The organism is Bdellovibrio sp. SBM16 (genome assembly GCF_056175625.1).
The window spans coordinates 152,708-169,326 of record NZ_JBJKJG010000006.1 but is presented as its reverse complement, the minus strand read 5'-3'; the positions used below and the strand labels follow the sequence as shown (position 1 = coordinate 169,326).

The window sequence follows — 16,619 nt, the reverse complement described above, 5'->3', positions numbered from 1 at the left end:
ATGAACTACCTTATTCCAGTAATTGCATTTATCGCCGGTGGCGCGGTGATCGGTTTTGCGGTTTATTCCAAAATGCGTGCACAAGCAGATATCTGGCGCAACAAGTACGACGTTGAAAAAGCTTTAAGCGAACAACAAAAAGCCCTTTATGATCAGCAAAAAATCTCAGCGCAAGAGCTACAAAACCGCATGACCATGCAGTTTGAAAATCTGGCACAAAAAATCTTTGACGAAAAATCAGGTAAGCTGACTGATCAGAACCACAAACAGTTGGCAACATTGTTAGACCCGTTAAAAGAACGCATCAAAGACTTCGAGAAAAAAGTTGAAGACACTTACTCGCAAGAGCGTTCTGAACGCGGCCACTTACGTGGTGAAATTTCAAAACTGATTGAGCTTAACAACTCGATGTCAAAAGAAGCGCAGAACTTAGTAACAGCCCTGAAAGGTGAAAACAAAACCCAGGGTAACTGGGGCGAGTTAATTTTAGAAAATATTTTAGAGCGCTCGGGCTTACGTAAAGGTGAAGAGTACATCGTGCAAGAAACCGTGCGCGGCTCTGAGGGCGAAATCTTACGCCCTGATGTGATCGTAAAACTTCCAGACGGCAAACACTTAATCATCGATTCAAAAGTGACCTTATCGGCCTACGAAGGCTACAGTTCGGCCGCTGATGAAACTGCCCGCCAAAAGCACGCTGATCTGCATATCGAATCGTTAAAACGCCACATCACGGGTCTTTCTGATAAGAAATACCACTTAGCCAACGAAATTGTTTCACCGGATTTTGTCATGTTATTTATGCCGCTTGAGCCGGCCTTTGCCCTGGCGTTTAAATTAAAACCCGAGTTATTCGAACAGGCATGGACAAAAAACGTGGCCATCGTAAGCCCTACGACTTTACTGGCCACGCTAAGAACCGTTGCGGCACTATGGAAACAGGATAAACAGCAGCGTAACGCCCTTGATATCGCCAAACGTGGTGGCGAGCTTTATGATAAGTTTGCCGGTATCGTTAAAGATCTGGAAACACTGGGCGAGCGTTTAAACTCAACCCAAAAAGTGCACGCCGATATCATGGGAAAAATTTTTACCGGCCGCGGAAATTTAATCTCGCAGGTTGAAAAACTTAAAGAGCTGGGAGCAAAAGCCGATAAAACTTTACCAGCTCCGCTGGATTAAAACTATTCGCAGCCTTTTTCAGGAACCGCACCCGCTAAAGTTAAACAGATTTTTCCGGGAACGGCGTCTGCACCCTGAACCGGCTGCGCCGGACAGGCATCCTGACTTAGATTAAACTTTGGGTAATCCGGCTCGGTCACAGCATTAAACTTGGGACCGACCTTTCCCCCTGTGTTAATTACCTCCTGCTGATACAATCTAAAATTAGCCACCTGTTTTACTTTTACAAACAGATCGCCGTTGCGACCAGCCGCCTGGCCGTGACCACCGTTGGGACACATCAGATTACTTAAACAAATACTGCCGGCAGCCTTCGAGCACTCCCATGTCCCTTTAAAGCCATCACCACCGGCTTCTGAATTTAAGGTAATATCTAAATCTCCTTCCGCCGATTCAGCTTCGATACGGATTTCACCGCCGCTGCGGCCGGCATGTTTTACTTTTGCTTTAGTATTGTCAGCAAAACCCCGGATGTAAGACGTCTCTAGCACGATTAGTTTTTTTGTTTTGATATGCAGATTAAAGTTTTGAGTGGTGATCGTCGACGCACGCATAAAAACACGCTCATGGCTGATACTTAGATGATTGGTTAATACAAATTCTTTCGGAAATATATAATCACGCGGCACTTCAAATTCACGGGTTTCAGACGTAATGATGTGGTATTTCTCGTCTAGGATTTCGACTAATACGTTCACCTTGCGGCCACCCTGTAAGTTAACCACACTTTCGGTGGCGCGCTCTGCCGTGTTGACCGCAAACATCACTTGCCCGTCGACACTGATACGCACGCGATCGCGGGTTTCCGGCCAGGTAAAAATCATATCATAGATGTTCGGCTGCACCTGCCCTTCGAATTCAACCATAACATCGTCTAAACGCAGTTCTCGGCTTACCGCCTGTTTAGGCTGGGCTTTTGGTGCTTTAGCCTGGGTTTGTTTGGTAGCGACTTCAGATTTTTTTTCGACTTTAAAACAGCCTGTCATTGCTGCTGCCACAGCCAGATATAAGAAAAAAGTGTTATGTTGCATGGTGATCTACCCCTTTGTTTTGTATGTTCGCGGTTAAGCCAAAGCAAAGGGGCTGGCAGAATGAAAGTCAGGATATGGCTATTACAAATCCGTACTGCGGAGGGCGCCGGATCTGACCACTTGGCCGTTTTGCAGTTCAATGATCTGATCGTAATCTTTAAGCGTCGAAAGACGGTGTGCGATGGTTACCAGCGTAATGCCTTCTAACGACGTGCGAATTACTTTTTGAATCAACGCATCGGTTTCCAGATCTACGCTGGCGGTAGCTTCATCTAAGAAAATAACTTTTACCTTCATTAATAAAGCACGCGCCAAACAGATCAACTGACGCTGGCCTTGCGATAGATTCGAACCACTCTCGGTGACATGGTAATTTAACTGGCCCGGCAACCCCTGTACGAAATTTTTTAGACCGACTTTTTCTAAAACGGCCCAGACTTCGACATCAGTTTTTTGCGCATAGCGATCGATATTGCCGCGCAGACTTCCCATAAACAAAGACGGATCCTGCGGGATCACCGCTAAATTCTGGCGCAGTAAATCCAGTGGCACGGCATTGACGGAAATACCATCGATTAAAATATCACCTTTATAAATATTTACAAAGCGATACACGGCCTGAAACATCGTGGATTTTCCCGAGCCGGTACGTCCGACAATTCCGGCGCGCGCTCCGGACGGAATCACAAACGATACCCCTTTTAATACATCCGGTAAGTGATCGGCGTATCTGACAAACACGTCTTTAAACTCTAACGTGCCTGAAGCCGGCCACTTAGGATGCTCAGCTTGAAAGCGTGTCTGTTCGACATCGTCTTTTTCGGCAGGTAGGTTGGTGTAAAATTCCAAACGTTCAACTGAAGTCATACGCGATTCTAAATCAGAAAAAATCCTCACGCCCCAGTTTAAATGGCGCCAGAACTCAAGCGCATACAGCGTCACAAGGCCGGCTAAACCTGCGTTTAACCATCCCTTAGAGCTGGCAAAGATCACCGCAATGGCCGTGGTCATCGAAATCGTCGCCCCGATTAACGGTAAACGCGACGAGAACCAGCGGTTAACCATATAATGGGTGTAAAACATCTCTGTCGAAAAATTTAGTTTCTGTAAAAACTCTTTCATAAACCACTGCTGTGAATTGAAAGAGCGGATCACGGTTAAGCCCTGCAGTGTTTCTTTAAAATGGGCATAACGCGGTGAACGTGCGGTAGAATCCAAACGTTTAACTTCGCGCGCGACACGGCGGTAGCGGTTCTGAATCGAGTAATACACCACAAACACCGGCAGTAACACGATTAAACTTACCGGTAACGCCACTACGATTAAGAAGAACGCCGAGATCACGTGAAACAACGAGTGAATGGCATTATCAAAGGTCCACTGTAAGTGAATATCCACCGATTCGATATCGCGCGAAAAACGCTGTAAAATTCGCCCGATCGGCGTGCTGTCAAAAAAGCGGATCTGGCTGCGTAAAACTGACTTTAACATTTTATCATGCAGCAAGCGTCCGGCGTTAACCCCGCGGTAAGTCCATTGGTAGTTATTTAAAAACGTCAGTATCATGGTAAATAAACCGAAGGCGCCGTAACCTAGCACCAGCAACATCGCATCGACCTGACCGCTCATTTGGGTGAGCCACGCTCTTTGCATCATCGGTGCCGAAACATGCACGATCGCGCCGGTAAACAACAGGGCGATAAAGAAATTTCGTTTCGGGCTGTCGCCGCCTAGGGCTTTTATATAATTCCAGTACAGACCGGCTTTAACTGAGCCCACTTCGCGGTCTTCATCGACCGTGACTCGCCCATCACTGTCAGATTTAGATTCGCCGTCACTGGTCACCTGACCGGATTTTTGAATTTCTAATTCATGCTTCTGGTTTTGTTGTTCGATCTCAAGATAGTTTCTAAACTCTGCCGACTTTTCATAGAGTTCTGTATAGCTGCCGATCTGATATTTGCCGTCGATTAAAAATAAAATTTTATCAAAACGGTTTAAGTGGGCAATCCGGTGGGTAGCCATAATGCGGGTCTTATCTTTCCATTCGCCGAAGATAAGCTGGTCACACAATAATTTTTCAGTGTGCGGGTCTACCGCTGACAACGGATCATCCAGTAAAATCAAATCCGGTTTTGCGATCACGGCCCGCGCAAGACTTACCCGTTGTTTTTGCCCGCCGGAAAGATTTACGCCTTTTTCACCGATTTCGGTCTCGGTGCCTTTAGGTAACAGGCTGATATCGGCACGTAGACATGACAAATGCACAGCCCGGTCTAACAGCGCCTGATCCGGTTCTTCACCGAAAAAAAGATTTTCTTTTAACGTTGAGTTGACGATATACGCTTCTTGCGGGATATAAGCGCGACGTAAATTCGCAGCCAACTGCAAGCGGCCCTGGTTAGGCGCAATTTCATTTAAAAAAAGTTGTAATAACGTCGATTTACCCGAGCCGACGGCACCGATGATCGCCAGCGACTCACCTGGTTTAAGCGAAAATGACAGATCTTTAAATAACGGCACTTTATCGTCATAGCCAAAATGTAAATCTTTGACGACAACATGTTCACCGGCCAGATCTTCAGTTACAGGTGGCGGCGAAAATGCCTCTACGGTTTCTGATTTTAAAAAGTCGGTAATACGGCGGCCAGAGACAAACACGTTCATCAAGCGGCTGATAAAGCGCGATAGACCGCCGAAGTGATCTTCCATCAGGGCAAAAATCGAAATACAGGTTAACACCAGCGCCAGGTCAATTTTTTCGCCGCGGTAATAGTGAATCGTTAACGCGACAAACAGCACGACCGTTGAAATCGAGGCGTACAGTAAGCCCCATAGTATTTCTGATTTTGCCAAACGAAAGCGGGCCGAAATTTCTTTATTGCGGACACTTCCTACTTCCTGCTGAACAGATTTTTCCCACGAGAAGTATTTGACCACACGGATCGAATTTAAGATCTGAGTCATCAGCGTCATGCGGTTATCCCGCTGAGCCATCATCTCTTCTTCCATGTGCACGAATTTTTTAGCTAACTTTTGCGTAAGTGGAACCAGAATCGCCATGACCGCCACCGCACCGATGGCCGACCAGCCGATATAATAAAATAATAACGACGAACAGCCGATCAGCAGCAGCACCGCATTGGATAAATCAATCGTAACGATCGCTGCATCACCGATGGCATCAGAATCAGCCGACATAAAGTTGACGATATCGCCGACCTGATATTTTTGTTTCGCACGCGATGAAAGCTTTAAAGCGTGCGTGAAAATCTTTTTATTAATGATGTTCGTTGTAACCTGAAAAAAATTTAACGTATGAAAAAAGTAATGCTGGATCGCAATCCCGTTACCGGCCCCGCATAAACCAAAACCTACCGCATACGCCAGTAACAACCACATATTTTCTGCCGACCAGTTGTTCTGCTGCAGACCTGAAATAAACTGATGAATTAAAACCGGCGTAGCGAAAGAAAATAAACTGCCGATCACCTGAAACAAAACCGATTTCGTCAGAATACTTTTATTAACCCGGAATAAACTTTTATAAAGGGATTTATTTGATGACCAATCAATCTTGGCATTATCAATATCAGGATTGTAGGCGCTAAGTAATTGAGGAAGCTCCAGCTTATCCTTAGCATCAACAAGACGTTTAGCCCCAAGGTCGATTAACCCAGAGGCTTGAGAAAAGATCAGTTTTCGTAGTGGCATCTGACAAGAATGGCAGTGCCACCATACTTTGTCTAGTTCTTAAGATAGTAGTCTTTGACGACGTTTTCAGTTTGTTCTTTACCTACCGGCGAAAAACCGTTGTCATTTGGACCTTGTTTAGTCCCGTCTACAGCGATGTCCCAAAAGCTAATACCTTTAAACCATGGCCACTGCGGCGCCCAATAAGACTCAAAAACCGCCTGAAATGAAGCCGCCTGATGCGGAATGTTCACCACACCCGTGCCGGCATAAGCAAAAGGATCAATAAAACCTAAATCCACGGAACGAAAGCCAATTTCTTTAATCGCGGCTTTTTTATGATGGTCCAGTGTTAACTCGATCTGCATAAAACCAGTATCCAGCTGAGTGGCGTAAGAATCAGAACGTAATTTTAACGTCGCAACTAAATCATTGTAGTCAGTCGGTAAAGTCTGCCCCCGTGATGCCAATGAACGATAGATATCCAAACCAATATAATCCAATTCTTTCCAGAAGCTGACCAGATCGTTCCAGATTTTAAATTCTTCCGGGTTACTTGGGTTAGCCAGATCAACTAAACGGTAGCGCCATCTTTCGAACTCACCGCCCGAAGCCGCAATACCGTTTGAATTTACTGAATCGTCGGTGAAGTTAATATCGTACATCAACTTTGCAGTCGGCAATTTAGCACGTGTATAGCGTAGTAGCTCCAACCAGCGGCCGGGAAAACCGTATGGAAATTCTTTCCACTGATCTTCAATACCAACTGTCATTGAATATAACTCTGCACCGATTGTAAACTCGTTCACTTTGGCAAGTTTAGCAATAGTAATATAAAGATCTAAATACACTCGGAACGATTCGAACCAACGGTTAGGATCCTGAGGCTGGATATTACCATGCCACCAAGTTTTAACAGAACCGTCTGGCTGTTTTTCAAAATACGGGAATTCGCCGTTTGGACCAACGACAAAGAATATCGGACGCAAGCCTACCGTCATACCTTGCGACTGAATGTACTTAATTAAACGAACCATACGCTTAGCTTCAGCAGCTCTTTCTGCAGGGGGCGTAACCGGAATAATTTCGGTCGAATACGGGCCCTTCATGATTGCTCGCACGTTTAAGATAATATGGTTTGCACCTAACCGTTTAGCGTGGTCAACAGAGAGCTGCGCTGGTGTTTGCGGCTCGACTGATGTTGCTGACGCATCGTAAACAAATCCTTCTGACTCTGTTAAATTAAAACCGGCAATGTAACTGGCCCAGGTGACGCTTGAGAAAGCCAAGATTACAAAACTGTTTAATAGTGATATTTTTTTCATTTTTCTTCCCTTTAATCATTAATACGTTTTAAAAAACTAATTTTAGGCGCAACGATACGTCCGCCGACAACAACCTGAGCTTTGTACCCTTCAGGTGTCAGGTAACCGCGCAATTGAAACCATGAAGCTCCGTTTGCGCTACGGCCAGAGGTTAAGACCAGAATTCCATCCGTCGCTTTAGTGCCGATGTTAAATTCGATAGTCAGGCCTGATGGACTATCCAGGCGACCAATCGTATAACCACCAAAACTCGTCACAATCACTTTAACCGGCATCGAGTCGCCGTCGGCCATTGTCATTGTACCAACATAAGCACCATCAACCTGAATCCCCTCGGTTACCGGAGGAGTCGCCCATAAATCGGCATAGGCAATTGTTTTCTGACCTTTATAGATTTGTGAACCTTTGCGGATGTACGGGTCGATCAGTTTAAGCTGGCCTTTTTCATTTACAGAAAACTTAACCGGAGGATTCATCGCATCGTCGGTATCAGGCTCACGCTCAGAAGCGACGAACATCGCCTGTTCGGCGCTGAAAGCGATATTATAGAATTTTTTGTATAACACGCCGTCTGCCGACCCTAACGAAGCCACCAACATGTTTTCTCGGGCATGCATGATCGTAAAGTACCACTTCTCTCCTGCTTCGTTAACCAAAGTATACGTGCCTTCGACTTTTAATTTACGGCTCATCAGCGGTCCGGTCGCGCGCCCTAACCATCTAGAAAATTCATCGACTTCACGGCCCATTCCTAATGAACGTGCATGGGCAATGATAATGTTCGAATAATTCATATAGGTGTCTGCATAATTTTGTGATGGCATTTTTTCTTGCGCTGACCACTGCTGCATCAAGCCCAGGGTTGAACGAATTTTTAAAACCGATACTCCCTGAAAAAACAGCTTTTGCTCAATGACCAGCTCGAAACGAACACTGCGAATCAACAATTCAACAATCGCATCACCAACGCCGTTAACCAACCAACCCGGAGCTGTTTGGCTTAGCTTATCGACTTGTACATTCAACAAGAGTAAACGATTCAGATATTCACGGCCGTATTCTTTATTTTCGCTATTTAGGCTGTACACGTCCTGATTGATAATATCTAAATACTCAGACATCGAAGCCGGAATTACTAACTTACCGATCCAGAAATGAACTTCATCCGCTGGTAAGTCTTTATTATTGCGTAAAATCGCGATGGCTGCATCGGCGATAACACGACGGAATCCTAACGGCAGATACACCTGCCCCTGTGCTCGTTCATCAACTAAAGGCAAAAATGATTCTACGTTTTTTGCCATTACAGCTAATAACGCACGATCTTTAATAAAAGCGACCTGGTAGCTGATCGTATCTAAAAAGCGGCTTAATACGCCGACATCCATCCACTTAACATAGTACTGCAATTTGTCAGATGAGTCTTTCGTCACATCTAACCAACGCATTCCAACACCGGACATTTTTAGACCTAAGCGCTCCGTCATTTTCGGATAAATTTCGTCTAACTTCAGATTGACTGCCAATACCGACAATTCATCTAATATGAAAAAATATTTTTCAAAGGTCGGCTGATCACGCATTTCTGAAATATTCAATTCGATATCCAGCAAGACTTCGCGCAAAGAAATTCTGTCTTGTTGAGCTTTTTGCATCAATACTGCAGGCTCAGCTAAATTCAGCCCCGCGGTAGCCAATGTAGGCGCCAACAACAAAGCAAATATCATTAATAATTTCATGGTGTTTTTTCCTTATAAATAGGTTCAGGTCTTTTTACATTCGAATTTTTGTTTATAAAATCATCCAGATTAATAAAGGTGTAGCCCAGCTTTTTAAGCTCGCGCACAATATACTTAAGCTCTTCCGGGTCTCCCGGAAACTCGCCACGCCCGCCGTTTTCGTAAGTTGAAAGTAAGAATGGATGATAGAAAAAAGAAGCCCAGACATCACGCAGTATCAAGTTACGTTTAGCGTCGGCGACGATCTCTTCTTTTGATCTCGGGGTAACAACATGTGCATTAATGAACGGCTGCGAGTTACCCAGATTTTCAGGAATCAATCTTTGCCCGTGAACATCACCGTAAATTTCGTACGGATACATTTGTCCGCTCCAGACTTGCGACTCATACATAACCTCTAGATTCTTAAAGTACTCCATGCGAAGATTATATCCGTTCGCTAAACGGCTTGAAAATAACAGGTCAGTGTTTTCATTTTTCGGAAAAAGACCTTGCGCTGAATGGTTGTAATAAATCATGCGTCCTATATTCCACTCAAATACACTGCCAAAAATAATATTATCCAGCGCACTGGCCTGATAGTGCGGCGTCAGCCAAGCTCGTGGCGTAATACCCGCTTTTTGTAATGTATAAAAACCTTCCTCTAAGCGGTTAACCACATAACCCGGACTATCTTCATACACAGGACCATTCGTAACCGTATTGAAAAATTCAAAATCGCTGCCGCTAAGGCCATCATGCGGATTTTTTTGCGCACGGTACTGGTGAGTAACCCCATGCCAAATGAAAAAAGCTTTTTCCTTTTTCATTTCCTCAATAAAACTCATAAACGGAAGTTTTCTATCCATGGTAATAAAATCACCTAGTGGATCATGTAAACCACGGTGTAATGGATCAAAATAGATCGGAATTAGCGAAATATTCACCGGAATATTTTCGCTTTTTAAGGCTGCCGTTGTTTTATATAATTCGGCAAGCGGCGTTAATGGATGCACATCTTCAATGCGCACAAGTGCATATTTACCATTATGACGAGGCTGTTCTTCAAGGATATCAAACAACAGATCAGCCATAACAAAATAGCGGTCGGCTTCATGCATAAAACTAAACGGCACATCAGCTATATAAAAATGATTTTTAGCCTGTAGTACGTACGGAATCTTTTCTTTTGAAACATTATGTTCTGATTGCGCCAGTACCTGTGATTTAGCCGGATCGGTGGCGAGTAAGATAGCCTGCTCAAACGGCGCAAGAAAAATACTTGCATCTGTTTTGCTCCAGTCACCATACTTACGAAACACTTCGCCCTTATAATGAATAAATTTAAAGTAGCTCGGACGGCCAGTCGTATCTAAACGCTCACGATCAAGAGTTGTAAGACGTGAATATTTGTAACCGAATATTTTTTCAAAAGTTTCACCTAGCTGCCAGATGCTGTAACCCATCCAAGCTACTCGTTTTTTAGTCACCGCGTAGTCTGATAAAAAAATCGCCGGAATCTGGTTGTTAAAATAGCTACCGATGTAAAAAGTTGCATGGCATTTTTCAATGTCGCCTTTTTGATATAGTTCAATCGGGCTTACGATCTGCTGATACTTCGGAAAGTGCCCTAGAATATTCTGCAGAAAATTCGCGTAGGTTTTACCCATCCAGTAGGTTTTATCATTTGAACGGTCGAAATACACATTCACACACGGTGTAGTAGCTTGGGCCACGGTGGCAAACAACAGCGGTAAAAGTAAGAACATTAATTTATTCATGAAACACCCACTTCAACATCGCGACCAAAATCCTTGGGCATACGATGTTCTGTCTTAATCCAAACAGGACGTTTTCCTGTTCTTTGACTTTCTTTAAACTGACGAAAAGCTTTCCAGGTCGCACCGAAATTGACGACATTGGCCAGCAACCAGCGCACTGGCACTAAAGCCACCTGTATTCTCGCATTGGTTATAGCGACGGCGCGCATTCTCTGCGCCAGGCGCACGATCATGCTGAACAGATTCAGCGTTAGTAATGACTGAAATAACGAATTTTGCAGGACAGTAAATTCATAGCCGCTGATTCTCAGAGCGACAAAACCAATGAGCATCAGTACAGATAATAAAACCAGTACACTGTTAAACGGACTGCGGCGGTCACGCCACATAAAGTATTTATCAACCAAACTTCCGCCCCATTGCAGATTTTGGGTGCCCTGAAAGGCAATACCCAAAGTCCAGCGCGATTTCTGGCGTATCGAGGCAGCAATGGTTGCCGGAAAATATTCGCGAGTGGCGATAAATTCTCGCTGCCCGTTTTCTTTTTCGTATTCTACACAGGCAAATTTAGATTTAAAACCAAGCTTTTTGCTCATCATTCCCAGATGATAATCTTCAGTCAGCGTATCTTCTTTTAAAAAACAGCCGTCCTGCTCAAGGATAAGAGACATGACGAGCTTACGGCTCAGCATTGTGCCCACCCCGGCTGACGGGATGGCTGCGCCCATTGCTTCGCGCACCAACAGATCTTTGGTGTGTGATTCGGCAAATTCATCAATATATACACCGGCAATCAGATCGCGAGTCGGCACATCAAATGAAAAAACCGGAATCTGCACGAAGTCTGCCGTGCGACTGGCTTCATTTAGCAACGTCAGTGAATGCGGATGTAACACATCTTCTGAATCCTGCATTAAAAACAGATCAAATCTTTTGTTCAGACGGCGTTCAAAATTAAAAATCTCGCGCGCCACTTCATTTAACATCTGTCCCTTTGAAGTGGGGCCTTCGGCCGAGTTAACAATGACCTGAACTTTATTAGGATATGCGGCCTGTAAATTCTGAGCGGCAATTATAGTGGCCGCATCGTTCGGGTATACACCTAGAAAGAATACGTAATTGTTATAGTCGATGGCTCTTAGATTGCCGCGGATCATCGGCGCAATCACTTCATGCTCGCGCCAGTTAGCAATCAGGATCGCAATCTGTTTTTCAGGCTGTCGTTTAATCTTGGCAATGTAATCCACTGTGACCCGCAGTGGCTTAAGTCGACGCAGCAAGGCCTGCAGGTCGATAAACAGATCGTCTAAAGTAAAAATCAACGCCCCGAAAACCGTAAACACTGCTATGGCGGTAAAAATGAATTCAAAAGTAGTCATTAGAATTCACCGCCGATAACCAAGATCGCTTCTTCATGGTCACGCTGGTGTTTTTCAAAACTTTGATACACCAGCAACTGTGCCGACCAAGATGTTGCAAACAAATAAATACCGCGCACGCCAAGGCGCACTTGCTCGGTATCGCGTCCCAGATCCGGTGTCGGACTACGGCGCAGATAAAGTTCTGCATACGGATCAACAATAAATTTTTCTGTTAACCGATTACGTAAACCCTGCTTAAACCAAACTGTTGTGACCGGACTACGGTGAAACGATGGCAGCGCCACAGTCTCGGCATACACCTCAGAAAACAGAGGCATCTCTTTAAATTGATATTCAAAAATATTACCGGCGTATAAACCGTAACGACTGCGGCGTTCACTGCGGTATTCGGCAAAGGCCGTCAGAGTTTTCCAGATCGTGATCCGGCCACCGACGACAGCTAAAGTGCGATTTTTTTTCGAATACAGTATTTCATCATCGCTGTTGATTTTATCCTGACGTTGCAAAGCTGCACCAACATAGATAGCCGAAACTTCAGACTGATAAAGTTTAACACGCACCTGCGCATCACTCAGTAAACCAAACTGCGGAACAAAGTTCGTTTCTGAATACACTTCAGCAATAGCAGCAGAGGCTTTTGGCAGAACGGTGACACTGAATAAGAGAAAAACGACTAATACGCGCATAAAAGGCTGCATTTTGTATCTTAGTTTCAAGTCATACACAATGCCCCTAAACAGGGTATGTAGATAAATACACACCTAGTTCCAGAGTAGCACCAGCTGTTCTCGATTGAATTAGCCCTAAGCCACTAAACAAAAAAGCCTGCATTAAGCAGGCTTTTTGTTAACATTTTCAAGTTATTTTTAGTTTATAAAGACTGATCAATTTCAGTTTTATTGTTCAGTTTCACCGCACAGGCAAGACCTTGCGATAAAGCTTTGATCGAAACATTTGGATTTTGAACAACACGGCTTTGTAATTTAACAAAGATCGGTTCACGGATCGCTAAGTTGTTATCCTGCAGAACACACTGACGGGCAATACGCGCTTCTGGATTGATAACAATCGGCGCTTTCACATTGGCTGTCATTTGGGTTGGATCATCAGGAATCGTGATGATGTTCATGAAGGTTGGCTTTTGCTCGCCTTTGATTTTTAATAATTCTAATTCGTTCTTAGTTAGATTTACCGAGTAGTACTGACCGAAGATTTCTGGCTCTAAAACTGGAAATGCGATTGAGGGTAACTCACAAGATTGTAACCAAGCAAAGATATCGTCGTTCGGATCATCAAGAAGTACGAAGTTACGTAAATCTTGAAAGCCCAATAGGCCTTCTGGAAAAGTGATGATGTCATCTTGTTGTAAATTTACCTGACCGAAACGAGTCGTATTAATAATCACGACATCCCCCCATGCTTAATTTTTAAGACACTCGATCATCCTTAACCGGTTAATCAAAATATTGGCCTTAAATGCCCGGAGCATCAATTTTTTTATGCGTTTAACGCTATAAGTTATTAAATTTCCTTAAAAAACTGAGACAGACTATATTTGACTTAAAAACAACCAAAATAGCTTATGGACTAAAACGCTACTCTGGTTTTAATAACTTCGAAATATTCTTAACTTTATCAGACGAGACCTGAACACTTTGCTGGTTTTGGTCTTGGATGGCTAAATAAACTTCTTCACGATGGATTTTGGTGTCCTTCGGAGCTTCGATACCTAAACGAACTTGTTTACCTTTGATTTGAACTACGCGGATCTTGATGTGGTCATCAATCGCAATGCTTTCGCCTAACTTCCTTGTAAGTACTAGCATAAAAAAGAACTCCCTGTTCCTTATGAATTGCCTAAGGGCAAAACCTCATTCTGATATAACCTTCTCGGCTTATATCTCTCTAAACATAACTCAGCGGAAGTCTAGTTAATGTGTCTATCTTAAGAAGTCAAGCAGGCTTTGGCTCATAAACTTCTGTGAAGTCGATAGCGTAGCCTCTAGAGTCTGGTTGGATCTTTGAATTTCTGTCATAACCTGAAATACATCTGCATCTTCAATTTGCGAATTATACGCTTTATTATCCACAATGCCGCGCTGGATGCTTTCACTGGTAGCATTTAATTGATTGATACGACCACCCACCTCGGCACGCGCCAGGTTAACCTGGTTCATGGCTAGGTCTAAGGCATCTAATGACTGCTGGATACCCAGCTTGTCATCCGTACGCAGAGCGGCTTCCAGCCCCATCACAGTCTGAAAGATATTTACGCCGCGGGCCTCGGTAACCGGGTCACGTTCGTTGATTCTTTGCACTGATCCCACATTGGCAGGACCACGGGTTTCTAATTGATGAACCTGCGCTTCTTCCTTTTGGAATTCAGCTTCGATCTGATCGATTTTAAATTTTTGCAATTCTTCAACAGATTTAGGAATGTTCTGCTCACGCGAAACGTTACCACCGTAAGAAAGATCTTCACCCAAGAATACCTGTGAACCGACAAGATTCATCGGCATAAACTGGCCATCTAAAGTTTGGATCTGGATCTGTCCGTTATCACCTGAGTATTTACCGTCTTTAGTAAACGGCGGCTCTGTCGTTTTGTGGCCGGCAAAGATAAAACGCTCACCGAAGCGACGGTTACCCATTTCAACCACTGAATTATACAACTGCTCAACTTCAGAAGCGATCATCTCACGCGGAATACCCTGGTTAGTGTCGTTGGCTGCCTGCAAAGCCAACTCTTTCGCGCGCACAATCACATCGCTCATTTGTGCCAGAGTTGTCTCCGTGGTTTCTAAAAACGATCTGCCTAAGAAAATATTTTTATCGAACTGGGTCATATTATTCGAATCAGTTCGGTTTTGCATAATGCGGGAAACACCGGTCGGATCATCTGACGGCTTGGTTACACGCTTAAGACTTGATGCTTGGTTTTGCAAATTAGACAGCTCTGACCTGTTTTTATTCAGGTTATTCAGAAGTTGATGCTGTTGCATTTTATCCGAGACTCTCATCGCCTATCACCTATAACCTTTTCAGGTTCAAGATTGTATCAAACATTTCGTCTGCGGTTTTTACCAAGCGCGCCGATGCCTCGTATGATTTCTGGTACTCGATCAGCTTCGCTGCTTCTTCATCTAAACTTACACCGCTGATGCTTTCGCGGATGTTTGTTAACTGCTCTAACGTATTTCTCTGGCTATCCAACTCAGAAGTTGCACGCTGGGTAAGGAGACCGATCTCGCTCACTTTTGAATTGTAATAATCATCAAAGCTGTACTTTCCACCTTCCATCAAACGATGGCTCTGTAAACTGTGGATCAGGTTGGCTACCGTGTTATCGCCGGGTGCATTCGGTTTAGAAGCGGCGGCGATACGGCTTACATCTCTGACGATGTCTTTAGCGACGATTAAATTACCGATATCAAACGGTTGGGTCGGATCAGCTAATTCGAAAAAGTTTTGGCCGCTGATATCCTGACGATCATAACCCTCACGGTGTGCACGGTTAACTTCGTTAGCGATGTTAAAAGCTAACTCATTTAGATTGTTCAACATGTTCTGCGTGGTCTCATCACGCACTTCGATGGCTGCGCCGACTTGGCCGGCTTTAAACCGGTCAGTGATATCTACGGTGCTGCCGCCCGGGCTCAGTTCGTGCAAAATCATTGTTGTTCCGCCGGGAGCTGCTGCCGTTTTTAATTGCGAGAACATTGTACCCGCAACCAGTACCGCGGCTTTACCGGCAGTCACATTCACCATGCCGGTCTTTGGATCTTCGGCATAGGTGATATCTACTTTTTCAGATAATCTTTTTAATAAAGCATCACGGTGATCACGCTCGTCATTGGCTGTGTCAGAACCATTGATCTCGATCTGCTGGATTTTTTCATTGGTAACAGATAATTCGCGGGCGATCTCGTTAACCTCAGCGATAGCGTACTCGATATTTTTGTTCATATCAGTCTGCGCATCCAAGATCTGGTGGTGGGCATCCTGAAATTGTTTAACTAAACCGATACCGGCCTCACGTACCTGAGTACGTGCTACTGCCGATTCCGGGGTATTGGCTAATTCACGGAAAGAATTAAAGAAGTTACTGATTGCAGTATTAATCCCTTTAACGTTCTGTTCATTTAACGCTGACTCAAGACGGCTTAATGACTGAGTCTTTTGGTCCAAGCGGCTGAAATTTGAATTCTGGGTTTCTAATTGTTTTTCGATCCAAGGGTTGTTCACACGCGAAATATTGGCCATGCGAACACCGGTACCGATCTGGAAACGGCCCTCACCAACTGACGGATTTGTTACGAAGTCAACTTTCTGGCGAGAATAACCTTCAGTGGATTTGTTCGTGATATTGTGCGAAGTCGTTTGGATCGCTGATTGATTCAGCGCCATCGCTCTTCTTCCGATATCCATCATTCCATGAATCTTGGCCATCCGTTGCCCCTTAAAGCTTAAGCCATCCGTTGCTTAAGCAAAAAAGCTAGTTCTTCAT

12 protein-coding genes are annotated in these 16,619 nt (G+C 44.3%); 1 reads left to right on the top strand and 11 read right to left on the bottom strand.

Features of this window, described 5'->3' with window-relative positions; genetic code table 11:
* Complete coding sequence (locus AC04MM_RS07505; RefSeq protein WP_475379720.1) at positions 1 to 1,182, top strand: DNA recombination protein RmuC; 1,182 nt, start codon at positions 1 to 3, stop codon at positions 1,180 to 1,182.
* A 2-nt stretch (positions 1,183 to 1,184) separates the two neighbouring features.
* Here AC04MM_RS07505 and AC04MM_RS07500 read toward each other — a convergent pair whose 3' ends face one another.
* The 11 genes from AC04MM_RS07500 to flgK all read right to left on the bottom strand — a co-directional run bounded on the left by AC04MM_RS07500 (position 1,185) and on the right by flgK (position 16,561).
* Entirely contained in the window at positions 1,185 to 2,213 is a 1,029-nt protein-coding gene (locus AC04MM_RS07500) for a hypothetical protein (protein WP_475379719.1), read from the bottom strand.
* 81 nt (positions 2,214 to 2,294) lie between these two features.
* Positions 2,295 to 5,927 carry an ABC transporter transmembrane domain-containing protein gene (locus tag AC04MM_RS07495; protein ID WP_475379718.1) on the bottom strand — a complete coding sequence of 1,211 codons (3,633 nt, stop codon included), beginning with the start codon at positions 5,925 to 5,927 and terminating at the stop codon, positions 2,295 to 2,297.
* Between the two features lie 32 nt (positions 5,928 to 5,959).
* The gene (locus AC04MM_RS07490; protein WP_475379717.1) at positions 5,960 to 7,231 is read right to left on the bottom strand and encodes a glycoside hydrolase family 113; all 1,272 of its coding nucleotides are present in this window, start codon (positions 7,229 to 7,231) and stop codon (positions 5,960 to 5,962) included.
* A gap of 11 nt (positions 7,232 to 7,242) precedes the next feature.
* Complete coding sequence (locus tag AC04MM_RS07485; protein ID WP_475379716.1) at positions 7,243 to 8,970, bottom strand: hypothetical protein; 1,728 nt, start codon at positions 8,968 to 8,970, stop codon at positions 7,243 to 7,245.
* Entirely contained in the window at positions 8,967 to 10,730 is a 1,764-nt protein-coding gene (locus AC04MM_RS07480; RefSeq protein WP_475379715.1) for a DUF2334 domain-containing protein, read from the bottom strand. Before AC04MM_RS07480 ends, AC04MM_RS07485 begins: the two co-directional genes overlap by 4 nt.
* Positions 10,727 to 12,109, bottom strand: coding sequence for a glycosyltransferase (locus AC04MM_RS07475; protein ID WP_475379714.1), 1,383 nt, complete (start codon positions 12,107 to 12,109; stop codon positions 10,727 to 10,729). Before AC04MM_RS07475 ends, AC04MM_RS07480 begins: the two co-directional genes overlap by 4 nt.
* Positions 12,109 to 12,798, bottom strand: coding sequence for a hypothetical protein (locus AC04MM_RS07470; RefSeq protein ID WP_475379713.1), 690 nt, complete (start codon positions 12,796 to 12,798; stop codon positions 12,109 to 12,111). The genes AC04MM_RS07475 and AC04MM_RS07470 overlap by 1 nt, the downstream gene beginning before the upstream one ends.
* A gap of 185 nt (positions 12,799 to 12,983) precedes the next feature.
* A complete protein-coding gene (gene fliW / locus AC04MM_RS07465) occupies positions 12,984 to 13,517 on the bottom strand; it encodes a flagellar assembly protein FliW (protein WP_475379712.1) in 534 nt (177 codons plus the stop codon).
* 190 nt (positions 13,518 to 13,707) lie between these two features.
* Positions 13,708 to 13,938 (bottom strand): carbon storage regulator CsrA, encoded by a 231-nt coding sequence (gene csrA / locus AC04MM_RS07460; RefSeq protein WP_409479177.1) that lies wholly within the window; start codon positions 13,936 to 13,938, stop codon positions 13,708 to 13,710.
* A 114-nt stretch (positions 13,939 to 14,052) separates the two neighbouring features.
* A complete protein-coding gene (gene flgL / locus AC04MM_RS07455; protein ID WP_475379711.1) occupies positions 14,053 to 15,132 on the bottom strand; it encodes a flagellar hook-associated protein FlgL in 1,080 nt (359 codons plus the stop codon).
* A gap of 10 nt (positions 15,133 to 15,142) precedes the next feature.
* Complete coding sequence (gene flgK / locus AC04MM_RS07450; protein WP_475379710.1) at positions 15,143 to 16,561, bottom strand: flagellar hook-associated protein FlgK; 1,419 nt, start codon at positions 16,559 to 16,561, stop codon at positions 15,143 to 15,145.
* Positions 16,562 to 16,619 lie beyond the last annotated feature (58 nt).